This window comes from Streptomyces sp. bgisy159 (assembly GCF_057707805.1).
In genome coordinates this window covers 375,208-399,633 of record NZ_JBYIQX010000002.1, presented here as the reverse complement: position 1 = coordinate 399,633, position 24,426 = coordinate 375,208, and the positions used below count along the sequence as shown (strand labels likewise).

The 24,426-nt window shown below is 70.8% G+C and carries 19 protein-coding genes; 13 read left to right on the top strand and 6 right to left on the bottom strand.

Features of this window, described 5'->3' with window-relative positions; translation table 11 throughout:
• The 5 genes from AC3ET3_RS03930 to AC3ET3_RS03910 all read left to right on the top strand — a co-directional run.
• The coding region (locus AC3ET3_RS03930) for a B12-binding domain-containing radical SAM protein (protein ID WP_435611617.1) at window positions 1–1,962 on the top strand (1,962 nt) is incomplete at its 5' end.
• The gene (locus AC3ET3_RS03925) at window positions 1,949–3,001 is read left to right on the top strand and encodes a ThiF family adenylyltransferase (RefSeq protein WP_435611616.1); all 1,053 of its coding nucleotides are present in this window, start codon (window positions 1,949–1,951) and stop codon (window positions 2,999–3,001) included. The genes AC3ET3_RS03930 and AC3ET3_RS03925, both read left to right, overlap by 14 nt.
• A complete protein-coding gene (locus AC3ET3_RS03920) occupies window positions 2,998–4,755 on the top strand; it encodes a carbamoyltransferase family protein (protein WP_435611615.1) in 1,758 nt (585 codons plus the stop codon). Before AC3ET3_RS03925 ends, AC3ET3_RS03920 begins: the two co-directional genes overlap by 4 nt.
• A 9-nt stretch (window positions 4,756–4,764) precedes the next feature.
• On the top strand, window positions 4,765–6,843 hold the full coding sequence (locus AC3ET3_RS03915; RefSeq protein ID WP_435611614.1) for an SGNH/GDSL hydrolase family protein: 2,079 nt from the start codon (window positions 4,765–4,767) through the stop codon (window positions 6,841–6,843).
• Window positions 6,844–6,852: 9 nt separating this feature from the next.
• Window positions 6,853–8,175 carry an MFS transporter gene (locus tag AC3ET3_RS03910; RefSeq protein ID WP_432134353.1) on the top strand — a complete coding sequence of 441 codons (1,323 nt, stop codon included), beginning with the start codon at window positions 6,853–6,855 and terminating at the stop codon, window positions 8,173–8,175.
• Between the two features lie 399 nt (window positions 8,176–8,574).
• On the opposite strand, the gene AC3ET3_RS03905 is transcribed toward AC3ET3_RS03910, so the two are convergent.
• The gene (locus AC3ET3_RS03905; RefSeq protein WP_010353923.1) at window positions 8,575–9,012 is read right to left on the bottom strand and encodes a hypothetical protein; all 438 of its coding nucleotides are present in this window, start codon (window positions 9,010–9,012) and stop codon (window positions 8,575–8,577) included.
• Between the two features lie 625 nt (window positions 9,013–9,637).
• Between AC3ET3_RS03905 and hemL the strand changes: the two genes are divergently transcribed.
• The 8 genes from hemL (at window position 9,638) to AC3ET3_RS03865 (ending at window position 18,064) form a co-directional block, all read left to right on the top strand.
• Complete coding sequence (gene hemL, locus AC3ET3_RS03900; protein ID WP_432134415.1) at window positions 9,638–10,954, top strand: glutamate-1-semialdehyde 2,1-aminomutase; 1,317 nt, start codon at window positions 9,638–9,640, stop codon at window positions 10,952–10,954.
• 32 nt (window positions 10,955–10,986) lie between these two features.
• The gene (locus AC3ET3_RS03895) at window positions 10,987–11,634 is read left to right on the top strand and encodes a histidine phosphatase family protein (protein ID WP_432134414.1); all 648 of its coding nucleotides are present in this window, start codon (window positions 10,987–10,989) and stop codon (window positions 11,632–11,634) included.
• Window positions 11,635–11,752: 118 nt separating this feature from the next.
• Window positions 11,753–13,075: a polysaccharide deacetylase family protein gene (locus tag AC3ET3_RS03890; RefSeq protein ID WP_432134352.1), complete on the top strand. Its 1,323-nt coding sequence runs from the start codon at window positions 11,753–11,755 to the stop codon at window positions 13,073–13,075.
• A 110-nt stretch (window positions 13,076–13,185) separates the two neighbouring features.
• Window positions 13,186–13,821 (top strand): TlpA family protein disulfide reductase, encoded by a 636-nt coding sequence (locus AC3ET3_RS03885; protein WP_432134351.1) that lies wholly within the window; start codon window positions 13,186–13,188, stop codon window positions 13,819–13,821.
• Between the two features lies 1 nt (window position 13,822).
• Window positions 13,823–14,596, top strand: a complete 774-nt coding sequence (locus tag AC3ET3_RS03880) for a cytochrome c biogenesis CcdA family protein (RefSeq protein ID WP_432134350.1) — start codon at window positions 13,823–13,825, stop codon at window positions 14,594–14,596.
• A gap of 3 nt (window positions 14,597–14,599) precedes the next feature.
• Window positions 14,600–16,453, top strand: coding sequence for a cytochrome c biogenesis protein ResB (resB, locus tag AC3ET3_RS03875; protein WP_435611613.1), 1,854 nt, complete (start codon window positions 14,600–14,602; stop codon window positions 16,451–16,453).
• A complete protein-coding gene (gene ccsB / locus AC3ET3_RS03870) occupies window positions 16,450–17,559 on the top strand; it encodes a c-type cytochrome biogenesis protein CcsB (protein WP_432134348.1) in 1,110 nt (369 codons plus the stop codon). Before resB ends, ccsB begins: the two co-directional genes overlap by 4 nt.
• Before the next feature lie 82 nt (window positions 17,560–17,641).
• Window positions 17,642–18,064: an SRPBCC family protein gene (locus AC3ET3_RS03865; RefSeq protein ID WP_432134347.1), complete on the top strand. Its 423-nt coding sequence runs from the start codon at window positions 17,642–17,644 to the stop codon at window positions 18,062–18,064.
• On the opposite strand, the gene AC3ET3_RS03860 is transcribed toward AC3ET3_RS03865, so the two are convergent.
• The 5 genes from AC3ET3_RS03860 to AC3ET3_RS03840 form a co-directional block, all read right to left on the bottom strand.
• On the bottom strand, window positions 18,065–19,618 hold the full coding sequence (locus AC3ET3_RS03860) for a type 1 periplasmic-binding domain-containing protein (RefSeq protein ID WP_432134346.1): 1,554 nt from the start codon (window positions 19,616–19,618) through the stop codon (window positions 18,065–18,067).
• Entirely contained in the window at window positions 19,618–21,756 is a 2,139-nt protein-coding gene (locus tag AC3ET3_RS03855; RefSeq protein ID WP_435611612.1) for a hypothetical protein, read from the bottom strand. Before AC3ET3_RS03855 ends, AC3ET3_RS03860 begins: the two co-directional genes overlap by 1 nt.
• Before the next feature lie 111 nt (window positions 21,757–21,867).
• Complete coding sequence (locus tag AC3ET3_RS03850; protein WP_435611631.1) at window positions 21,868–23,259, bottom strand: condensation domain-containing protein; 1,392 nt, start codon at window positions 23,257–23,259, stop codon at window positions 21,868–21,870.
• 93 nt (window positions 23,260–23,352) lie between these two features.
• A complete protein-coding gene (locus tag AC3ET3_RS03845; RefSeq protein WP_435611611.1) occupies window positions 23,353–23,703 on the bottom strand; it encodes a hypothetical protein in 351 nt (116 codons plus the stop codon).
• Window positions 23,700–24,308, bottom strand: coding sequence for a DUF6232 family protein (locus AC3ET3_RS03840; protein ID WP_432134343.1), 609 nt, complete (start codon window positions 24,306–24,308; stop codon window positions 23,700–23,702). Before AC3ET3_RS03840 ends, AC3ET3_RS03845 begins: the two co-directional genes overlap by 4 nt.
• Window positions 24,309–24,426 lie beyond the last annotated feature (118 nt).

Genomic DNA, 24,426 nt, shown 5'->3' with positions numbered 1-24,426 from the left:
CCACACCCGCCTTGCGTAGCCCATCATCCCTCCGCCTCGCCTCGTACCGGAGACACCGTGCATCAAGCGACACCAGCCGAAGTGTGGTTGGCTTTCCCACCTCTGGTCGACACCAACTTCGGAAGCTTCTACCCGTCGACCGCGGCGCTGGCTGCCTTCTTGAACCAGGCCGGCATACCCAGTGAACAGGCCGACCTCAACGAAGAGTTCGCCCTGTGGCTGCTCGACCAGGCGCGTGCTCAGGGCGGCCGGCTGCCCGAGGTGGGCCCCGAGACCATGGCTGGTGCCGCGGCGCGTTGGCTGTCGCGCTCCCAGGAGCGCGTGTTCGATTCCGACGGACGGCACGACTTCGGCCCCGACTCGCCGTACGGCTATGTGGTGCGCCTGCTGTCCACGCCCTATCTGGTCGACCCGGACGAGAGGGTACTGGGGCCGCTGGACCACGACGACGCCGTCGTACGCGCGTACAACGCCTTTTATGCGCAGGCGGACTTGCGCCGCCGCATCGGTGAGCGGGTGTCGCTGGTCGGTATCTCGGTGCCCATGGGCCCTCAGCTGCTGCCCGCCCTCCTGCTCGCCGCGCACGTCAAGGCCCTGGGGCTGGATGTACGGGTAGTGCTGGGCGGACCGGCCGTGAGCCTGATGGACCCCGCCGACCTCGACCGTCTCCTGGTCCACCATCCCCACATCGACTGCGTCGTACGCTTTGACGGCGAGCAGCCCCTTCTGGCGCTTGCCGAGCAGACCGGGCGGGGCGACTGGCAGCCCGCCCTTGTGCCCGGCGTCAGCCATCTGGACGGCGACGGTGCGACCCACCACAACGCGCCCGCCCCGGGCCCCGACATCAACCGGCTGCCCCCGCCTCTGTATCCGAAGGAAGTCCTGAACCGGCTTGCCGCGCCCGTGCTCGCGGTGACTCAGGCCCGCGGCTGCTACTGGGGCAAGTGCGACTACTGCGACTTCATCGAGCTGTACGACGGCAGCCCGCCGTTCCGGGGGCGGCGCCCCGACGGTTTCGTGGACGAACTTGCCACCTTGGTCGACGATTTCGGCGTCTCGCGGTTCACGTTCATCACCGAGTCCATTCCGCCTGCGTTCGCCCGCCGGGTCTGCCGCGCACTGATCGACCGGAACCTTCGGATCAGCTGGAACTCGTTCGCCATGGTGGACCGCAGGTTCGACCGCGAGCTGCTTGCCCTCATGGCGGAGGCCGGCTGTGAGTTTCTCGTCGTCGGTATGGAGACGACGATCACCAGGGTGCTAGAACTGGTCCACAAGTCGGCCGACCGTGAGGAGAACCTCCGCTTCCTGCGAGACGCCCGCGAGGTGGGTCTTCCTCTCATCATCAACCTCATCCCGGACCTGCCGACCACCACGTACGACGAGGCGTTGCGGGCGCTGGACGACGTCCAGGACTTCGCCGACACGCTGCTCTCCGTCTCCGTGTTCCCCTTCGAGGCGACCAGGTCCTCCAACGTGGGCCGCAACCCTGAGCGGTTCGGTCTCACCGTGGGCCCTGCGGTCCAAACCTCGGGGCAGGCGCAGTATGCGCTCAATCACCTCCAGAACGTCGATCCGGCGATGACGCCGGAACAGCGGGCGGACATCCACCGGCGCTACCGGGAGTTCGCCGAGAAGGTCAACAGCCGCCGTTACCGTCCTGCTCCTACGGCCTCCAACCGTCCGGACGAACTGTTCCGCCTCGCGGTCGAGGATCTCGATGTCCTGGAGCTGGAGGGCGCCATGGTGTGCACCAACATGAGGACCCGAGAGCAGATCCGTGTTCCTTCCAAGGCGGTGCGGATTCTGCGACCGTACTTGGACGGGGCGCCCTTCACGATGCGACAGCTGACCGATCACGCGGGCGAGCGGGCGGCCGGATCACTGTTCTCGAGCCTGACCACGGCGGGCATGCTGACGGGGGCTGCGACGGGCGCGGGAGGACACGATGCCCGGCGATGAGATCAGACTCGTCGACAGCGTCCAGGTGTATGCCCATGACGGCGGCATGCTTCTCGTACAGGGCACCCAGGCGCTGCGGATCCGCTCGACGGGCTCTTCGGCCGCCGACGCTGTACGGCGACTGCGCTCGGGAGCCGACCGCGACACGCTGGCCGAGGGATCCTCCGCCCGCACAGTCCGTCGGCTCATCGAGCGCCTGGACGCGCTCGGTTGGCTCACGGCCGAACCTCCATACGTGGAACAGAGCGTTCCGTGGGATCGACAGGTGGGGTGGCTGACGTCGGTGACACCGGACGGGCAGCGCGCCCAGGACCGACTGCGCACTTGCTCTGTGGCGGTCCTCGGCGTCGGCGGTATCGGCGGGTTGACAGCCCAGCACTTCGTCGGTGCGGGCGTGCCGGAGCTCTGGCTGATCGACCACGACGAGGTCGCCGTTCACAACCTCAACCGGCAGTACCTGTTCACCGCCGCCGACGTCGGCGAGGCCAAGGTGACCGTGGCTGCACGCGCACTGCAGGCCGTAAGTCCCGATGTGCGTGTCCACACACTGCGACGCAAGGTGGTCTCTCGGGAGGATCTCGACGCCCTTCCGAACTCCCTCGACCTGCTGGTCGTCGCCGCAGACCAGCCGCGCACCATCTGGGACACTGCCTGGGCGTGGGCCGAGCGCACGGCGACGCCTTTGATCGGTGGGGCGGTCGGGCTCGGCAGTGGCTACTGGGGGCCACTTCTCGACCCGGCAGCCGGCCACTGCTGGCGCTGCTTCGAGCGACGCAGGGTGTCGGGTTTCAGCGCCGAGGAACGGTCGCTCGAGAACGGCGGCACACCCACCGCCCACTCCTTCGGTCCGACCAACTCCCTCATCGCATCGCTGGTCGCCCGCGATGCACTGCTCTTCGTCGGCACGGGTGACTGCGCGGTTCGAGGACGGCGCCTGGTCCTGGATGTGCTGGGAGCAGGCGGGCCGGTCGCGACGGCGGGCGACGCGGCATGCGCAGGCAAGACGTCGGCCCTGCACGGAACAGGACGGGACATATGATCATCCTTGGTATCTCCGCGCTGTACCACGACTCCGCGTGCGCTGTCATGATCGATGGGGAGATCGTCTCCGCCGCGCAGGAGGAGCGCTTCACCCGCACCCGGTTCGACCCCGCCATGCCCGTGCGGGCGGTGCGGGCGTGCCTGAGCGACGCGGGCGTCCACATCACCGATGTGGAGCACGTGGCCTACTACGAGCGGCCGGAGCGCAAGCTCGGCCGCCAGCTGTGGTCGGGCCTGCCACAGGTGCCCGAAACCTCACCGGTGGCACTCGGCAAGCTGGACGCCAGCCGCCCGTTCCGGCAGATCGAGCAGTTGCTGGGCTTCGTCGGCCCGGTGACCGCGGTGGCACACCATGAGGCCCATGCCGCCAGCGCGTTCTACCAGTCCGGATTTGACAGCGCCGCGCTGTTCACCGCCGACGCCGTCGGCGAATGGACCACCACCAGCTACGGCCGCGGCGACAAGAACGGCATCGAACTCTTCGAGGAGGTCCGGTTCCCGCACTCGCTGGGAATCCTCTACAGCGCCGTGACCTCGTATCTCGGGTTCGCCGTCAACAGTGACGAGTACAAGGTGATGGGCCTGGCACCATACGGCAGCCCGGGCTACGTCGACCTGCTGCGTCGCCTGGTGACCGACCAGGACGGTGGACAGTTCCGGCTCGACCTCGACCACTTCGACCTCAGCGGCAGCGGGCCCATGTACACGGACAGCCTCTGCACACTGCTCGGTCGTCCCGCCCGGAGCCCCGAGTCCGAGATCGAGCAGTTCCACACCGACGTCGCGGCCAGCCTGCAGTTGCTGCTCGAGGAACTCCTCCTCCTCAAGCTGGACCATCTGCACCAGGTGACGGGCAGCACTCGCCTCGGCTACGCCGGTGGTGTCGCCCTCAACTGCGTGGCGAACCGGCGCATTCGGGAACAGGGGCCGTTCGAGGAGATCTTCGTCCAGCCAGCCGCGGGCGACTCGGGAGGAGCCATCGGCGCCGCGGCCATGGTGCATCACCGGCTGACCGGGCAGTTCAGCCCACGCAGGCTCACCGACGCACGGCTCGGTCCGACCGGCCGCACCGCGCCCGCGCGCACCTGGATGCGTCGGGCCGGGGTGCCGGCACTGGACTTCGCGGGTGACGAAGCCGGGCTGCTGGCCCACGCCGCTCGGCTCCTGGCGGACGGGGCGGTCGTCGGCTGGTACCAGGGGCGGATGGAGTTCGGACCCCGCGCGCTCGGCGCACGCTCGATCCTGGCCGACCCCCGCGACCCCGGGATGCGGGACAAGATCAACGCCTTGGTCAAGAAGCGCGAGGCATTCCGTCCCTTCGCCCCCGCCGTGGTGGCCGAGCGCTGCGCGGAGTTCTTCGATCTTGCGGAACCCTCCCCCTTCATGCTCGACACGACCACTGTGCGACGAGGGAGTGAACTGCCCGCCATCACCCATGTCGACGGCAGTGCGCGCGTGCAGACCGTCGACCGGTCCGACGCGCCGCGCTTCCATGGACTGCTCACTGCGTTCGGGGATCTCACGGGCTTCCCGATCCTGCTGAACACGTCGTTCAATATGCGTGGTGAGCCCATCGTCTGCTCGCCAGCCGACGCCCTGACATGTTTCGTCCGGTCAAATCTCGACGCTCTGGTCCTCGGTGACCAGGTCATCGCCCGCGCCGATCTGCCGCGGCACTGGCCGGGTCTGCTCGACGATCTGCTGCCCTATCAGCGACCGCCGATCAGCCGCGACGTGTACACCTTCCTGTAGGAGCCGATCGTGAATCATCCGGAAGAGCGCTTCGCGGCCCGCGCCGACAACCTGGCCCGCCTGCTGGCGGACGAGCGAGGTGCGGAGATCCTGGCAGAACTGCAGAAACTGGCCCTTGTCACCGGCTCCCGGCAAGCGACCGGGAACGGATCGCGGGCGGCCGGCGGAGCCGAGCCGGGCATACCGACGGTGGGCCCCTGGGATGTGGTGCGCACCGATGGCGGCACCACGCTGCGCCGCCGATCCCTGCCCGTGGATGAGGCCCGCACCTGGGCCGATTTGGCGGACATTCCACTGAGTGAAGAGGCCGAGCGGATCGTCCTGCTCGGCGAATCCAGCGCCCGGGGCTTCCTCCTCGACCCGGTCTTCACCCCTGCGCTCGCCCTGCAGCGCCAACTGGACGACGCCGCGCCGGGCGCTCACCAGTGCATCGACCTTGCGCAGACCGGACAGAGCCTGCGCGAGCTCATGACCCTGGTGGGCCAACTGCCGGTGCTGCGCCCGGACATGATCGTCGTCTACGCCGGCAACAACTGGGTGCTGCCCCAGCACACCCCGGCGCACCTCGACCTGCTGGCCACAGCACTGCGCAACGGCGACTACGCGACCATGCGCGACTGTTTTCTCGACCGGATCGTCGCCCCCGAAGCCCTGCGGTTGCTGAACCGCCTTGCTCAGGTGGCACGGTCGTGCGAAGCCCGTGTCGTCCTGGTCATTCCGGAGTTCAACCTGCGCGGCTGGTCACCCGACCCGGAACTGGAACTCCCGCCGTTGACTCCCGACGCCCTCACACGGTGGGCCGGACTGCGCCGACGGGCCGAAGATGCCCAAGGCCGGGGCGACGCGGAGTCGGTGCTCACGCTTACCGAGGAGATGGCCTCCCTCGACCGAGGGCTCAGCCCGGCCACAGGCTGGCTGCGCGCGCAGGCCGCCCGGACGCTGGGCCGCGCCGCCGACGAGGAGCGAGCCCTGGAAACGGCCCGGGACGCCGCCGCCGGACTGCTGACCACCCATACGCCCCGCGTCATCTCCCCCATCCGGGCCATGATGGCGGAAACGGGTGCGAGGCTCGGCTTCGGCTGCGTCGACCTGGGCGCCCTTCTGCGCCACCGGACACCGCACACGCTACCGGACCCCTCGTACTTCCTCGACTACTGTCACCTCAGCGATCAGGGCATCGAGCTTCTGGCCGCCGCGGTCACGGACGAGATCCGTGGGCTGCCCCAGGGCACCACACCACCTGGACCCGGGGCCTCCGAGAAAGCCAGGGCAATGTCGTTTCTGCTGGCCGCCGTGCACAACAGTTTCTACGGGCAGCCCGAGGAGCGCGTGGCGGAGCTGACCCGCGCCGCCGTGCTCGGCGTGCCCGAGACGGCGCAGGCCCTGCTCGACGTACTCCAAGCCGACGGGCCGGTGTGGACACACCCGGCGGTGACGACCCTGGTCGCCACTCCTCAGGCCCACCGCTACCTCGCTCCCATGCTGACCCGGCAGGCGGAGACGCTGGGCATGTGGTCGCTCAGGAGGTGCCTGGGCCGAGAGACCGGCAACACCCTGCGGCCCGATGGTTGCGACGGCGTCAACGGAGGGGAGAGCACACCGGCCCCGGAACCCCGCCCCCGCACGACAGACCTGCTTGCCGCGGTGGAACAGGGCCTGATCGATGGCGCGTTCCGGCCGCCCAACCATCTGCCCGAGCGCAGTTACCTCCAGTGCTTCGGACGGACGAGCACCCTCGCCTTCGAACTGCCGGAGGCCGTGGCCGGGGAGCTGACTCTCGTGTACCGGACTCCTGAGGCCGTCGGCCGCGGGGAACCGGCTACAGTCCTCGCCAACGGAACGGAGATCGGGAACTTGCCGGTCGCGACCGACGGTTGGCGGCGTCTGCGGCTCGCCGTCCCCGCATCCGTGGTCCGCACGGGCGGCAACCGACTCGTGATTCACTGGCCCCTTGGTGGCGCGCAGTGGCAGGTGAGGCGCACTTCCGACGCCGCGGCCATGGCGCGATCGGAATTTCCTATGGTGCTGCCCGTCCAAGGCGAACTGTTCGAAGCGGTCTTCGCCCCTCAGGCGAGTTCTGACACGTAAGGAAACACCTTGTCGACCACGTCCCCTGAAGAAGCAAAGACCGCACGCATAGATTTGGCCGGCACCGGCTTCTTCCGGTTGTGGGCCGGTGAGTCCGTCTCCCTGGTGGGCAGCCAGATCACGCTCTTTGCGCTGCCCCTGGTCGCGGTCCTCACCCTGGACGCCGACGCCTGGGACATGGGGCTCCTCGGCGCTGCAGGCTCGTTGGCCGTCCTTCTACTGGGTCCGTCCATCGGCGTATGGGTGGACCGGGCGGATCGCAAGGCAGTCATGCAGACCGCCAACCTTCTCAGGTTCCTCCTCCTGCTGACGATTCCGGTCGCCTACCTGGTCGACGCGCTGGACATATGGCTGCTGCTCGTCGTCGCGTTCGCGGTCGGCGGGCTTTCCCTGGTCTTCGACGCGGCGATGTCGAGCTACATGCCGTCGCTGGTCGGGAACAGCCGTTTGGTCCGTGCCAACTCCTGGATGCAGAGCACGGCTTCGGTCGCCGACACCGCAGGGCCCGGCCTGGCTGGCGTACTGGTACAGATCCTCGGCGCGCCACTGGCCGTCGCGGCGGACGCGGTGAGCTATCTCGGCAGTTCGCTGGCGCTGGCGTCGTTGCCCAAGGTGCCGTCACCCAAGGGTGAGGAACACGAGGAGGAGAGACATCTCCAGGCGATTGTCTCCGGTTTCCGGCTCCTGCTCCGCGACAAGGTTCAGCGACCGATGGCCCTCGCCGCCGCCCACTTCAACCTCTTCGCGACCATGTTCTTCACCGTATACATGCTGTACGTGATCAAGGTCCTGGGGTTCAGTCCGCTGATGGTCGGGCTTCTCAACGTCGCGGGAGGGGTGGGTGGACTCGCGGGTGCCTGGGCCGCCGGCCGGGTTGCCGAGCGCTTCGGCTACGGGGCCGTGCTTACCGCGGTGTACGCGGTTCCGGGCGCCGCGATCCTCTTGGTGCCCGCCGCGCAACCCTTCGGCAAGTGGGTGGGCGGAGCCCTGGTCGCGGTTTCCACGGCCCTCTGGGCCTTCGCCCTGCTCATCAATCTGATCCTCAGCGAGACCATCAAACAGGCACTGGTCCCCTCGGCCATGCTCGGCCGGATCACCTCCATCGTCCGCGTAGTCAGCTGGGGCATCGAACCGGTGGGTGCCCTGCTGGGGGGATGGATCGCCAGTTCGCTGCTCAGTTACCGCGGCACACTCACTCTGTCCGGCCTCGGCATCCTGACCTCGGCGGTCTGGCCCCTGTTCAGCCGGGTACGTACGCTGCGCACCCTCCCGGACAGCGAAGAGGCCACGCCGACAGAACAGGAGGATGGCCTCACCGGCCAGGCAGTTTGACAACAACGGCTTGGCGGCGGCCGGTGCGCCGGCTTTGACGGACGCATCAGCTACGGTGATGCGTGCTGTCTCAGCCTGCTTGCCGAGGACGCGGCGCCGGGTGCGGCGGACATCAGGTGCTGGAGCGAGGGCAGAGTCCGCTCGGCCATGTCCCACTCGTTTTCGTAAGCCCGGAACATCACCTCCATTTCGCGCCGTAGGAGCTGCCGCTTCCGGACGGGGTGACGCCGTGGTCGCGGCGGCCCGGATCCGGCGGCGTGCCTTGACGAGCCCGGCCGCTCGGCGTTGCCCCTCCTGTAGTCGGAAACGAAGCGGCATGGGTGTGGCCGCAGATGTCGGCTGCGGCTTATGGAGGTGTATCCAGGACGACCACTGGTTGCTTCAGGCGAACAGAGCCGGTCAGGGCCAAACAAGGCAATAAGGCTGATGCCCCGCCTCATGCAACCGATGGCTGAAGTCCTGCCACTCGTGCAGCAACTGGTACACGTTGAACGCGTCACGCGGACCCCCGCGGTCCGGGACCGTGGACCAGATGAAGGCGGCGGCGCCCACCGCCTCCTCGCCTATGTCGCGGAGGGGGTCCACGACGGTCATGGGGAGCTTGACGACCGCGTAGTCGGGGTGCAGGACGACGAGTTCCAGGGGCGGCACCTTGTGCAGGGGGACGCCCTCGATGCCGGTGAGGACCATGGCGGCCATGGTCTCCGGCTTGATCTTGGTGAACATGCCGTTCATGCCGAGCTCGTCGCCGCCGAGTTCCTCGGGCCGCATCGAGATCGGGACGCGGGCAGCGGTCGCGCCGTCCGGCGCGCCGAAGTACTTGTACGTCACCCCCACCCGACCACCATTCCTGCTCCCCGCCCGGAGGCGGTCGGCCCGAGGGTCGGTCATACGGTCGACTCGTTCCGTACGGTTGGTACGGTCCGTCCGGTCGACGTCGTCGATCCGCTCGGGCTCGTTCGGTCCACCATGTACCTGACGTGCTTCGGCGCTGTTCTCCGCGTCGCGTCGGTGCCTTCCCCGCCGGGCACGCCGAGGACCCAGGTCATCAGTCCCCTCGCCCAGTCCGCCACCGCGATGCATATCTCCACCCGACTGCTTTTCTAGGACGCGTGGCCCCCGCCGCGCAACCCGATCATCGTGTCAGTGACCTCCCCCACGGCCGCCCGCCGAAACGTGCGCTGAAACACCTGTCCGCAGGATCTTCGCAGTCTCTGATCAACACGGCCCGCAAGGGCCGTGTGTTCAAGAGCTGTGTGTACGGGAGCCAGTTTCGCAGATCATGCGGGATCTCAGGAGTTGCGTCACCGGAGTCGATCAGCGGGCCACCCGCGGGCCGGGCCCGTCGTGCCCGGCCGGGCCTGGCCTACCCTGAGGAGGTCACTGAGCAACCGGAGTCCGAGCAAGTCGGAGAAGGTCGGAGAAGTCGCAGGTCATGAGCGAATCGCCCTCTTCGGGAGCGCTGCAGGCAGCGCCCTACCCCTACGATGCGCCTGCCTCGCAGGCCCTGTTCGACCGCGCGGCCGTCGTCACGCCGGGCGGGGTGAACTCGCCGGTGCGCGCCTTCCGCGCCGTGGGCGGTACGCCCCGGTTCATGGTGTCCGGCCAGGGCCCGTACCTGACGGACGCCGACGGGCGGGAGTACGTCGACCTGGTGTGTTCCTGGGGTCCGATGATCCTCGGGCACTCCCACCCGGAGGTCCTCGCCGCGGTCCGGGAGGCGGTCGCCCGCGGCACCTCCTTCGGCACGCCCGGTGAGGGCGAGGTCGCGCTCGCCGAGGAGATCGTCGCCCGGGTCGAGCCCGTGGAGCAGGTGCGGCTCGTGTCCAGCGGGACCGAGGCGACGATGTCCGCCATCCGGCTCGCCCGCGGCTTCACCCGGCGCAGCAAGGTGATCAAGTTCGCCGGGTGTTACCACGGTCACGTCGACTCGCTGCTCGCCGCGGCCGGCTCCGGCGTGGCCACGTTCGCGCTGCCCGACACCCCGGGCGTCACCGGTGCCCAGGCCGGCGACACCATCGTGCTGCCGTACAACGACCTGGAGGCCGTGCAGGAGGCCTTCCACCGGCACCCGGGCGAGATCGCCTGCGTGATCACCGAGGCCTCGCCGGGCAACATGGGCGTCGTGCCGCCGCTGCCCGGGTTCAACCAGGGGCTGAAGGACGCGTGCGCGAGCAACGGCGCGCTGTTCATCTCCGACGAGGTCATGACCGGCTTCCGTACCAGCCGCGCCGGCTGGTACGGCGTGGACGGGGTGCGGCCCGACCTGATGACCTTCGGCAAGGTCATGGGCGGCGGCTTCCCGGCCGCCGCGTTCGGCGGGCGCGCCGACGTGATGGCGCACCTGGCGCCCGCCGGGCCGGTCTACCAGGCCGGCACCCTGTCCGGGAACCCGATCGCCACCGCCGCGGGCCTCGCCCAGCTGCGGCTGCTCGACGACGCCGCGTACGCCAAGGTCAACGCGGTCTCCGAGCAGATCCAGGCACTGGTCTCCGAGGCGCTCGGCAAGGAGGGCGTGGCGCACACCGTGCAGAGCGCGTCCAACATGTTCTCGGTGTTCTTCACCGACCGTCCGGTGCGCACCTACGAGGACGCCAGGGCGCAGGAGTCCTTCCGGTTCACCGCCTTCTTCCACTCGCTCCTGGCGGGCGGCGTCTACCTGCCGCCGTCGTCCTTCGAGTCGTGGTTCGTGTCCACGGCGCACGACGAGCGTGCCGTCCAGAAGATCGCCGACGCCCTTCCGGCGGCGGCCCGAGCCGCCGCGGAGGCCACCGCGTGACCAGCAGCAACGACATCACCGTCGTCCATCTCATGCGGCACGGCGAGGTGCACAACCCGGACGGGGTGCTGTACGGCCGGCTGTCCGGCTACCACCTGTCGGAACTGGGGCGGCAGATGGCCGACCGGGTCGCCGAGCACCTCGCCGACCGGGACGTCGTCGACGTGTGCGCCTCCCCGCTGGAGCGGGCCCAGGAGACCGCCACCCCGATCGCCAAGGCGCACGGGCTGGACCTGGGCAGCGATCCGCGGCTCATCGAGGCCGACAACGTCTTCCAGGGCAAGACGTTCGGCGTCGGCGACGGCGCGCTGCGCAACCCCGGCAACTGGAAGCACCTCGTCAACCCGTTCAAGCCGTCCTGGGGCGAGCCCTACATGGACATCGTCGTGCGGATGATGGGGGCGCTGGACGCGGCCAGGGAGCGGGCGCGGGGGCACGAGTCGGTGCTGGTCAGCCATCAGCTGCCGATCTGGATCGTGCGGTCGTACGTCGAGAAGCGGCGGCTGTGGCACGACCCGCGCAAGCGGCAGTGCACGCTCGCCTCGCTGACCACCTTCACCTACCAGGGCGACCGGATCGTCTCGGTCGGCTACACCGAGCCCGCCCGCGACCTGGTGCCGGCCCATCTGCTGGCCGGGGCCAAGCCGGTGAAGGGCAAGGGCAAGGCGTTCGGCGCGTAGCCCGGCGGCCCGTTGCGGGCTGTTACCGAACCCGGACGTCGGCGCGGAACCTCCCTCGTCGTCATGTGCTCTGAAAGGGGGAGACCACCGCAGGACATGACGAACGGGGGGACGCGCGATGCGCACCTTCAGCCGCAGGGGAGCACTCGGACTCGGCGCGGGCGCGGCCGCCGCCGTGGGACTGACGGCCTGTGGGGGTTCCGACTCGCCGGACGGGCCGCAGGGGTCCGGCGGGAAGGACGGCAAGGGCGGCGCGGGCGCCGACCCGAGCGCGAGCCCGAGTCCCAGTGCGCGTCCCATCGGCGACGGCTCCACCGCCTTCACCGGCAAGCAGCCCCACCAGCCGGCCAGGCCCGAGCCGCTGGAGCCGGGGCAGGAGCCGCCGCAGTTCGTCGTCTTCTCCTGGGACGGCGCCGGCGAGGTCGGCAACGGCCTCTTCCCGCGCTTCCTGGACCTCGCCAAGGAGCACGGCGCGGCCATGACCTTCTTCCTCTCCGGGCTGTATCTGCTGCCCGAGGGCAAGAAGCGGCTCTACGACCCGCCGAACAACCCGCGCGGCGCCTCCGACATCGGCTACCTCACCGACGACCACGTGAAGGCGACGCTCACCAACGTCCGCCGCGCCTGGCTCGAAGGCCACGAGATCGGCACCCACTTCAACGGGCACTTCTGCGGCGAGGGCCACGGCTCGGTCGCCCACTGGACGCCGCAGCAGTGGCGCAGTGAGATCGACCAGGCCAAGTCCTTCGTCAAGCAGTGGCGCACCAACACCGGCTGGACCGACCTGCCGCCGCTGCCGTTCGACTACGACAAGGAACTGGTCGGCGGCCGTACGCCGTGTCTGCTCGGCCAGGACAACCTGCTGCCCACCGCCCGCGAGCTGGGCTGGCGCTACGACGCGTCGTCGCCCGGCGGACGCCAGGTCTGGCCCCGCAGGAAGCAGGGCATCTGGGACCTCCCGCTGCAGCAGATGCCGTTCCCCGGGCACTCGTTCGAGGTCCTGTCGATGGACTACAACATCCTCGCCAACCAGTCGATCAACTCGACCAAGGCGCCCGCGCACAACTACCCGGGGTGGCGTGAGCAGGCCGCCCAGTCGTACATATCCGGCTTCAAGCGGGCATTCGAGACGAACCGTGCGCCCTTCTTCATCGGCAACCACTTCGAGCAGTGGAACGGCGGCATCTACATGGACGCCGTCGAGGAGGCCTTCAAGCACATCGCCGCCGAGAAGGAGAAGGGCGGGGACGTGCGGATCGTCTCCTTCCGGCAGTTCACCGACTGGCTGGACGTCCAGAAGCCCGCGGTGCTCGACAAGCTGCGCACCCTGGAGGTCGGACAGCGGCCGGCCGGCGGCTGGAAGACCTTCCTGACCGGGACCCCGAGCGGCGGCGCCGGCCAGACCCCGAGCGGCACCGGCGAGACGCCGAGCGGCACCTGAACCACCCCGGCGCGGCGCCCGGGCCCCCGCGGCGACCCGCCTGAAATGCGCGGTTGTCCCCGCAAGGGGGGTGCCCAAGATCCCCTGAACGGGCATGCGAAACTTTTCACATGAGTGCCGCCTGCCACGCCCCCCAGCGCTCGACCACCTCCGGCCGTCCGCGCCGCGCCGCCCCGACCACGGCGGCCGCCGGTGCCGTCGTCGCCGCGCTGCTGCTGTCCGCCTGCTCCTCCGGAGGGACCTCCGGAGGAGGCGGCGACACCCACTTCGTGATGGGCAAGAACGGCATCGCCACCGTCGACAAGGGGCAGCGCGACCCCGCCCCCGACCTGTCCGGCGAGACCATCGGGGGCGAGCGGCTCAGCGTCGCCGACTACAAGGGCAAGGTCGTCGTCCTCAATGTGTGGGGCTCCTGGTGCGCGCCCTGCCGCGCCGAGGCACCCAACTTCGAGAAGGTCTACCAGGACCTCAAGGGCCAGGGTGTGCAGTTCGTCGGCATCAACACCCGCGACACCAGCGTCACCAACGCCCTGAACTTCGAGAAGGACCAGGGCGTCACCTACCCCAGCCTCTACGACCCGACCAGCAAGCTGCTGCTCCGGTTCAAGAAGGGCACCCTCAACCTCCAGGCGATCCCCTCCACCCTGGTCCTCGACCGGGACGGGAAGATCGCCGCGCGCTCGCTGGCCGCGCTCAGCGAGGACCGGCTGCGCAAGATGATCGCCCCGGTCCTGGCGGAGAAGTGACGTGACCGCCGTCACCACGCTCGCCGCGGCGAGCGACCCCAACCTCACGGTGCTCAACGGCGCCCTGCTGGTCGCGCTGCCGATCGCCCTGCTCGGCGGTCTGGTCTCGTTCTTCTCCCCGTGCGTCCTGCCACTCGTGCCCGGCTACCTCTCGTACGTCACCGGGGTCGCCGGCACCGACCTCGCCGAGGCCCGGCGCGGGCGGATGGTCGCCGGGGCCGCCCTGTTCGTGCTCGGCTTCACCGCCGTGTTCGTCTCCACCGGGGCCCTGTTCGGCTTCTTCGGCGACACCCTCCAGGCCAACAAGGGCGTGCTGTCCAAGGTGCTGGGCGTGCTCATGATCCTCATGGGTGTGTTCTTCATGGGGCTCATGCCGTGGATGACCCAGCGCGAGTTCCGCTTCCACCGGCGGCCCACCGCCGGACTGATCGGCGCGCCGCTGCTCGGCGCGCTGTTCGGCGTCGGCTGGACGCCCTGCATCGGCCCGACCCTGGCCTCCGTGCTCGCGCTGTCCGCGCAGCAGGACAGCGCCGGGCGGGGCGCCCTGCTGACCGTCGCCTACTGCGTCGGGCTGGGCGTGCCCTTCGTGCTCGCCGCGGTCGCCTTCCGCAGGGCGCTCGGTGCCTTCTCCTGGGTCAAGCGCCACTATGTGTGGGTGATGCGGATCGGCGGCACGATGATGATCGCGACCGGGCTGCTGCTGCTGACAGGTGTCTGGGACCGCATCGTCCAGGACATGCAGACCTGGTCCAACGGCTTCACTGTGGGGATCTGATCCATGAGCAAGACCAGCACGCCCGGCCAGACCCCGGCCACCGCTCCCGATCGGCACGACCAGTCGGCCGAAGGCACCGAGTCGGCCGACGGCACGGGGGCCACCGACGGCACCGAGGCCCCCGACGGCACCGGCGGCTCCCTGTCCACGGCGCCCCGGGAGAGCCTCACCGGCGGGCCCGTCCTCGGCGTGACCGGCTGGGTCCGCTGGTTCTGGCGCCAGCTGACCTCCATGCGGGTCGCCCTGCTGCTCCTGCTGCTGCTGGCGCTCGGCGCGATCCCCGGCTCGCTGATCCCGCAGACCGGCACCGACGCGACGAAGGTCGCCGCCTTCCGCGCCGCCCACCGGACGCTCGCGCCGGTCTACGACGCGCTCGGTCTGTTCCACGTCTACAGCTCGGTGTGGTTCTCCGCGATCTACATCCTGCTGTTCGTCTCCCTCATCGGCTGTATCGTCCCGCGCACCTGGCAGTTCGTCGGGCAGCTGCGCGGCCGCCCGCCGGGCGCGCCCAAGCGGCTCACCCGGTTGCCCGCCCACACCACCTGGCGGACCGAGGCCGCGCCCGAGGAGGTCCGCGAGGCCGCGCTGGAACTGCTGCGCAAGCGCCGCTTCCGCGCCCACCTGGCCGGGGACGCCGTCGCCGCCGAGAAGGGCTACCTGCGCGAGGTCGGCAACCTCCTCTTCCACATCGCCCTGATCGTGATGCTCGTCGCCTTCGCCTGGGGCCAGCTGTTCAAGTCCGAGGGCAACAAGCTGGTCGTCGAGGGCGACGGCTTCTCCAACACGCTCGTCTCCTACGACGACTTCAAGTCCGGCAACCTCTTCACCACCGACGACCTGGAGCCGTTCAGCTTCAAGCTGGACAAGTTCCACGGCACCTACGAGCTGACCGGCCCCAACCGCGGCACGCCGCGCACCTTCGAGGCCGCCCTCACCTACAGCGAGGGCGCCTACGGCAAGGACCGCGAGACCACCGTCCAGGTCAACCACCCGCTGGAGATCGGCGACGCCAAGGTCTACCTCACCGCCCACGGCTACGCCCCCGTGGTGACGGTCCGCGACGGCAAGGGCGAGGTGGTGTTCCGCGACGCGGTGCCGCTGCTCCCGCTGGACGCCAACGTCACCTCCTCCGGCGTGATCAAGGTCTACGACGGCTACAAGGACGCCGGGGGCAAGTCCGAGCAGCTCGGCATCAAGGCGTTCTTCTACCCCACCTACGGCGGCGCGGGTACCGAGTCCGGCTCCCGCTTCCCGGCGCTGATCAACCCGGTGATGAACCTGGAGCCCTACCACGGCGACCTCGGCGTGAACTCCGGCGTCCCGCAGAGCGTGTACCAGCTGGACAAGACCCACATGGACATCTACGAGGACGACAAGGGCGCCCAGCTGAGAAAGAACCTGAAGCCGGGCGAGACCCTGACCCTGCCGAACGGCGCGGGTACGGTCACCTGGGAGGGCACCAAGGAGTGGGCCAACTTCCAGATCGTCCAGGCGCCGGGCAGCGGCTGGGCCCTGGCCGGCGCCCTCGCCGCCATCCTCGGACTCGCCGGGTCGCTGTTCATCCAGCGCCGCCGGGTGTGGGTGCGGGCCACCGCCGGCCCCGACGGCGTCACCGTCGTGGAGATGGCCGGTCTCGGCCGCAGCGAGTCCGCGAAGGTTCCCCAGGAACTCGGCGACCTCGCCGGCACCCTCTACGACCGGGCGCCGGGCGCCCCCGACCCGGAGCCGGACCCCGGCCCCGCCCCCGACCCGGAGCCGACCCCCGACCCGGAGCCGATCTCCGCCCCGGGCACCCCGGAGAAGCCCGTCCCGACCCCCGATCCCGAAGTCGTCTCCGCCGAAGGGGCTGACCAGTGAATCTCGCCGTCGCCGCCAACGAGAACCTCGCGAACATCAGCAACACGCTGATCTACTCCGCGATGGCCGTCTACACCCTGGCCTTCTTCGCCTACATCGCCGAATGGCTGTTCGGCAGCCGCAGCAAGGTCGGGCGCACGGCCGCCGCGCTCACCGCCGAGGCGGAGACGGCGCGGACCCCGGCCGTCACCGTCCGGCAGGCCGGCGGCACCGCCGTACTGGAACGCCCCAAGGTGGTCGTGCGGGCGGCGGCCGGCGCGCGGGACCTGCCGGACGGGCCGGGCGCCCACGGCGGGGACGAGCAGGGCGACCTGTACGGGCGGATCGCGATCTCCCTCACCGTGCTCGCCTTCGCGATCGAGCTGGGCGGCGTCGTCGCCCGCGCGGCCTCGGTGCAGCGGGCGCCGTGGGGCAACATGTACGAGTTCAACATCACCTTCTCCACGGTGGCCGTCGGCGTGTACCTCACGCTCCTCGCCCTGAAGAAGAACGTGCGCTGGCTCGGCCTTTTCCTGACCACCACCGTCCTGCTCGACCTCGGTCTCGCCGTCACCGTCCTGTACACCGCCAGCGACCAGCTGGTCCCCGCGCTGCACTCGTACTGGCTGTACATCCACGTCTCCACGGCGATCCTGTGCGGCGCGGTGTTCTACGTCGGCGCGGTCGCCGCGATCCTCTACCTGTTCAAGGACTCCTACGAGAACAAGCTGGCGGGCGGCGGCACGCCCGGCCGGTTCGCCAACTCGGTGCTGGACCGGCTGCCGGCCGCCGCCTCCCTGGACAAGTTCGCCTACCGCGTCAACGCGGCGGTGTTCCCGCTGTGGACGTTCACGATCATCGCGGGCGCGATCTGGGCGGGCGACGCCTGGGGCCGCTACTGGGGCTGGGACCCGAAGGAGACGTGGTCCTTCATCACCTGGGTCGCCTACGCCGGCTACCTCCACGCCCGCGCCACGGCCGGCTGGAAGGGCCGCAAGGCCGCCTACCTGGCCCTGGCCGCCTTCGGCTGCTGGCTGTTCAACTACTACGGCGTCAACATCTTCGTCTCCGGCAAGCACTCCTACGCCGACGTCGGCCTGGGCGTCCTGCGGTCCGCCGGATTCTGAACCGCCTCCCGGCCGCCGGCAACGGCGCTGGTCAGCAGAGCTCAAGGGTGCGGATCGGCCCGTACGGGGTCAGGCTGGTGTCATGACCGGTTCGATCGAACAGGGCACCAGCCAGACCCACGGCAGCACCCGCATCCTGCACTTCCTGGTGCGCCTGCCCGAACCCGTGGAGACCGTCTGGCCGGCACTGGCCACCGTGGACGGGGTGGGCGCCTGGTGGACGCCCGTCGACGTCCTCGAACCCCGGCTCGGCGGCACGGTCGCGCTGCGCGGCCTGGGCGCCGGGGAGGTCACCGCGTGGGACGTGGACCGGGTCGCCGAGTACACGGTGGAGGGCGGCGGCCGGGTCCGTTTCCACCTGGAGCGCGAGGGGGACCGGGGCGTGCTGCTCCGGTTCACCCATGAGTTCCAGGGGGAGGGCGACACGGAACGCGGCTGGCGCGAACGTTTCGAACGCCTGATCACCCTCCTGAGTCCGCGCGCCGGCCCCCGGACCGCCGACTAGCTACGGCTCCGACGGCGTCAGGCACCCCTTCTCCGGCGGCTTCCCCTCCGGCCAGGCGATGCGGACGAAGCGGGAGCCGCCCTGCGGGGTGAGTTCCACGATCGGCACCGCCTTGTTGTACGGGTTGCCGTGCCCGTCCAGGCAGATCCAGCCACTCGCCCCGTTCACCCGCAGCGACCCCTTGACCTGCGGCCACTGCAGGCCCACGTCCTCCAGCCGGGGGATCGTCTCCCCTTCGGGCACCGCCTCCCGGATGCCCTTCACGGCCAGTTGCATCGCGTCGAACCCGATGATCACCTGACCGTCCTGAAGGGCGACCTTCCCGATCGGCCCGACCTGCTTGTCCTGCGCGGCCAGCTCCAGCAGGCCGGTGAGGACCGCCGCGTCCTCCGCCGAGCCGCCCGGTGCCCCCGGGGCGGCCTTCGTCCAGGCGTCCGGGTGCGCGAGCGAGGTGTAGCGCACGGAGAGGTTGCGGGTGAGGGCCGTGCGGTCCAGGTCCTTCTCGGCTTCCAGGTACGAGCCCTCGTCGCCGGTGAGCACCGTGAACCGGCGGTCCTGGCAGCCCCGGCCGCCCAGCGCGTTGATGAACTGCCGCAACTGGGTGTGCCGGCCCGCGAACAGGAGGGTGTCGGTGCCCGGCGCGGTGTCGCACACCAGGTGGGTGATCTGCCGGAAGGTGTTCGCGGTGGTGCCCTCCTGGCTGCGGTCGGCGGGCGGGGTGAAGGGCTGCGGCTCGTAGGGCGAGCCCTTGATCAGCTCGGCGAAGCTGTTCTGCAGGGTCCGCGTGTAGGGGTCGCCGGGCTTGTCGTACACCAGCAGCGCCTTGTCCGGGCCGACGTCGGCGAAGGAGGCCAGCGCTCGGGCCTCGTCGGTGTTGGTGGGGGAGACCCGGGCCAGCCCCGGGAAGGGGTCCATGCCGTGGCGCCCGTTGGCGAGGGAGTCGGCCGTGATGGAGGAACCGATCACCGGGATGCCCCGCCGGGTCAGCTCGGTGACGGCGTCCTTGTTGGGCTCGGTGCTCATGCCGACCCCGGCGACCGCCCGCAGCCGGTCCCCGCTCGTCGTCATCGCCGTCAGCTGGTCGACCAGCGCCTCCCAGTGGTCGCCGGTCGCGCCCGGGTTGGCCAGGACCAGCCGGATCGCCGGGGACTGCCCGTTGGCCCGGTGGTTGGCCTGCCACTGCGCGAGATAGGCGCCCTGCAACTCGTGCTGCACGTCCCGCAGGGTGGAGGCGGTGGTGGAGGTGTACGGCAGCATCAGCGCGACGGTGACGTAGGACCCCTCCTTGAGCCGCCCGTTCTCCCGGGCGATCGCGGTCACCGCGTCCCGCATCTGCGGCCGCCCGAAGTCGTACGCCGTCGACGACACGCCCACGCACTCGTCGCTGCCCTCCGGCCGGGCCACCCCCGGCGCACAGGAACGGTCCTCGTCCAGGATCGCCCGGAGGGCGACGACGCCCCCGGCGACCAGCCCGGCCGCGACCAGCAGGGCGACGTACCGGTAGAGCCGGATCTCCCAGACCTCCCGCAGCCACCGCAGTACCCCACGCCCCATCAGGCGTCCCCCTCCCCGTCGTCGGAGTCCGACCCGTCCTCGGCGGGCAGCCGCAGCGCGCGCCCGGCCGCGGCGTCACGCGGCCAGGCACCGGAGGCCGCGAACAGCAGCGCCCCTCCGGCCGGCCGCAGGTCGGACAGTTGCAGCAGCTCGAAGCGGAGCCGGTCGCACACCAGCGGATCGGGCAGCACCAGCGGGTCGGACACCTGCCACACCGCGTGCAGCAGCCGACGCGTCCGCAGGTGCAGCAGGGGGTCCGCGCCCTCGGGCGGCCGGTGGTCGGCGTCGGTGCGGCCGAGCGCAACGGCGGCCCGCAGATCGTCCTGGCCGGCGAAGTCGCGGCCCTCGGCGTCGTGCGCGTGGAAGTACGGCGCGGTCGCCAGGAAGCGCAGGGTGTCCAGCCAGTCCCGGGGGTCCAGCGCGTGGAAGCCGTCCCGCAGATGGGCCACCGCGCCGGCGGTGTCCCCGAGGGCCAGCTCGTGGTACAGCCGGTAGCGGGCGGTGTGCGGGTCGTCCCCGTCCTCCCAGGTGTAGTGCCGGATCAGCGTCTCGTGCACCTCGCGCCACTTGGCGTGGTCCGGGCCGCGGTGGTGCAGCCGGAGCAGCAGCAGCGTGCGCACGAACGGGTCGCCGACGAACTGCCCGGGGGCGGCCGGCAGCCCCTCCTCGGCCAGCCGGGCCCGCAGCGCCCGGACGCCCGAGGAGCCGAAGTCGTCGGGGAGCCGGGCGGTCGCCAGGGCGACCGCCGAGTCGTGGTCGTGGGCGGCGGCCAGCACGGTCAGCTCGTCGAGCCGGTCGGGCGGGACCAGCCGCTCCAGTAACTCCCCGTACGCCGGGCCGCCGTCACCCGGTCCGCCCGCCGGGTCGGCCGGCGCGGTCAGCAGCCGGCCCAGGGAGGCGGCCAGGTCCGGGTGCCGGCGGGCCGCGGTGGCGACGAGCACGATGCCCAGGGGGTTGCCGCCGGTCAACCGGTGCACGGCGTGCGGGAGCCGGGGCGGCACCTCGGCGTCCTCGCAGACCGCGCCCACGATGTGCAGGGTGTCGTCCGGCGACAGCGGCGGCAGCGGCACCAGCAGCGCCCGGGAGGCCGGTGTGCTGCCCGGCTCCCACTCGGTGGTGCGGGCCACCTCCGCGGGTTCGCGCCGCACCGCGCCCCGCAGCAGGGCGTGGTCCGTGCCGCGGACGGCGGCGATGAACACCACCTGGTCGGCGCCGTCCTCGGCGCGGTCCCGCAGCACCGCGTCCAGCAGCCCCGGCCCGGGCCCGCCCTGCGCGTTGTCCAGCAGCACGAGCGGCCGTCCCAGCCGCCGCAGGTGCGAGCCCAGCCCCGAGTACGCCTCCGTGAGGTCGGCCAGCAGCGCCCGCACCAGCCAGCGCTCCGCGTGCTCGCGGGAGGTGCCGCCGGCCCGGAAGTTCCCGGCCAGCAACAGCAGTCCGCGCTTGGCGTTGCCGCCCGCGTTCGGGTAGGCGCGGTACCAGGCGGACGGCCGCTGCTCCTTGCGGGAGGTGACGCCCTCGGACAGCGCCTCCAGCGTCGCCTCGACGGCCGCCGACACGAAGGCGCCCTGCCCGCTGGCCGCCGCGATCACCTTCGCGGCGACCTTGCCGGCCCACCGGCCGGCGAGCGCGAACCGGGACCCGCGCTCGTTCAGCAGCAGGATCCGGGTCAGCTCGCGCCGGATCCGCTCCGAGTCCGTACGGCCGCTCCAGTCGCTCGCCCGGACCGCCACCAGGCCCGCCGTCAGCCGCGGGAAGGTGAGCTGCCCGGCCGCCTTCACCGGCTCGGTGAGCTGCTCGGCCGCCACCAGCAGCGCCTGCCACACCGGCGACCAGGACTCCGGGCTCTCCTCGTGCGGCGGCCCGGCGAACTGCTCGTCCTCGCAGTCGAGCAGCGCGACCGGCGTCCGCTTGCGCTGCTCGCCCCTGCGGGTGCGCTCGGTGTACGCCTGCCACACCTCGGTCAGCACCGCGCTCTTGCCGAGCCCGCGCCCGCCGGCCAGCACCAGGACGGGCAGCTCACGCGGGTGGTCGACCTTGACGCCGAGATGTTCGTGGGGGCGGATTCCGACCAGCCGCGGCACGAGGCCGGCCGGCTCGACGTCGAACAGTGCTCCCCGCCCGTGCAATCCTCTGCCCACCGCGTCTCCCCCCGGAGCGGTCAGTCTGCCCAACACCAGGGTAAGAAGGGGTGGTTGGTTCGGACTAGGGTGCGTGGTGTCCGTTGGGTTACGAAATTGGCCGAGCCGTTGTCACGAGTGGCGGGCCACGGACACGACGATGTCCCGGAGCCCTTCGGCGTACCGGCGGAGATTCTTGTCCGCGATCTCGGTGTCCGGGTAGCGGCTCGCGAACCACAGCCCCTCGGGCAGCCGGGTGACCCACGCGCACACCTGGTCGCCGTACGACACCCGGATCAGCCCGTAGGCGTTCAGCTCGGCCCACCGGTCGGCGCCGGGCAGGGCGCGGGCGTCGACGTAGGAGACGATCGAGTACAGGTCGGGCGAGGTGGGGCGGAAGTCCGTGCCCAGCAGCCGCAGCACCCGGGCGATGGGCATCCGCGCCAGCGGCCGGCTGCTGCGCAGCTCGGCGCGGACGGCGGTGAGGGCGGCGGGGAAGTCGGTCGCCCGCGCGAGCGGCACCTCGATCGGGGCGCCGCCGACGTACCAGCCGACGGAGTCCGACCAGCGGGACTTGGCCCGGGTGTGGAACGGCACCACGGTGCGGTAGACCGGCGGGCCGCCCAGCTCCTGCACGATCAGGCAGGTGGCGGCCAGCACGCCCACCAGGGAGCCGCCGTGCGGGCGGCAGTACGCCTCGAACGCGGCGGCGGTGTCCGCGTCGACGAGGGGCTCGCGCAGCAGCCGCTGGGCGGGCAGCGGGCCGTCGGGGTCGACACCGAGGTCGACGGGGAAGTTCGGCATCCTCCCGTCGCACCGGCGGATGAAGTCCCGCCAGCGGGCCACCGCCGCGTGGCCGTCGCCGATCAGGTCCGCGTCCGTCCGCTCCAGCTCGCAGAAGTCGACGTAGCTGCCGGCCGGCGCCCGCTCGTCCGTACGGCCCGCGGTGTCCGCCGCGTACAGCTCGTGGATCTCCGCGGGGATGCGCTGCAGGGAGTAGGCGTCGACGTTGCTGTGGTCGAACGCCATGTAGACGCTGGTGGAATCGGGCCGGACCACCGCCGCGTAGAGGAAGTTGGGCCAGGTGAGAGCGCCGGCGCCCGCGTCGAAGCGGCTCTGGAGGTGGCGCACCAGCGCCGCGGGGTCGGTGAAGTCGCCGATGTCCGTGCGCCGCAGGGACACCGCGTCGGCGTCGAGGGTGAACCGGCGCAGCCCGTCACCGGCCGGACCGGTCCAGGCCAGACCGCTGCGCAGGGTCTCGTGGCGCAGGGTCCAGCCGTGCAGCGCCCGGTGCAGGGCGTCGAGGTCGACCCGGCCCGGGAGGTCGAACGCCGTGCCGAGCCAGGTCGGGACGAAGAGGCCGCTCTCACGCACCGACCGTGCGGTGCGCAGATGCGATTCCTGCAGGTACGAGGGCGGCCTGGAGTCGGCCGGCAGCCTCCGGGCGGCCGCCACCGTGCGGTCGCTGAGCCCGAACTCGACGAGCCGTCCCGGCCGCACCTCGCAGCGCTGGATGTCGGTCATTCGCACGGGCGGCTCCGTTCGGCGGCGGGACAGGCACCCGATCGGGTGGCATCCGGCCCAACGAGGCAACCCTCGGTGCGGAAACGCCCGCCGTCAGCCCAGCAGTTCCAGGACCCGGTTGACCGCCTCGACGATCGGCTGGCCGACCGCGCCGACCGTGGCGGCGATGCCGGCGACCGCCAGCAGCGCGCGGTGCCGCTCCTGCGCCGGCGCGGCGGGGTCGGCGGTGATGCCCGGCACGGAGTCGTCCAGGGCCTGGGCGCTGGCCGCCGGGATGCGCGGCCGCAACTCGCTCAGCAGGTCCAGGAGTTCTTGGACCGCGGCCTGCAGCTCCGGGGAGGCGGGCGCGGCGGGGGCCGGTGCCTGGTTCTTGATCATGCCGGTGTTGCCGCTGCCGCCGTGCATGTTCACGTTGTCGCCGTAGTAGTAGTTGGTGCCGCTCATGCGCTCGCCATCCCCACGTTGCCGCTGCCGCCGTACATGTTGACGTTGTCGCCGAAGTAGTAGTTCCTCGGGCTGACGTTGATCGTCTCGACCTTCACCTGGAACTCGGTCTCGGGGTGCTCGATCGCGTAGGCGATCTGGTCCACCAGCCGGTTGAGGTGGTTCGGGTCCGTGCTGGTCACCACCGCCTGAGACGGGCCGGACGTCTCGACGGCCAGGACGTACAGCGACGGGGACCCCAGCACCTGGATCATCTCCACCAGGGCGTAGATCGTCGCGGCGAAGCCGCCCAGCCACACCAGGATCATCATCCCGCTGCCGGTGTTGCGGTCCCCGAGGGCGGTCAGGCCGCTGATGATGCTGAGGGCGATCGCGACGGCGCCGATGATCAGCATGGTGCGCACGAACCGGGCGACGGCCTCCCTGCGCCGGGGATGGATGGTGAGCGTGTGCACGCGCGCCACGTTCGCCAGCGGGTAGCAGGCGCCGCCGACCCACAGCAGCCGCTTGCTGATCCGCAGGTCGATGCCGCCGCCCGGCGGGCCCGGCGGCGTGGCCGGCGGAGGCGGCACGTCATAGTGCCCCGGTGGTTCGACGGATGCCACAAGTCCCCCTGGTGTTGAGCGAGTTGTCGGTGACATCGGTCACTTTACGTGCTGGTGCGGAGATCGAGAGTCAGATTCGGTCGGGTGAGGCAGGGCCGCCTCCCCCGGGCGCGGCAGG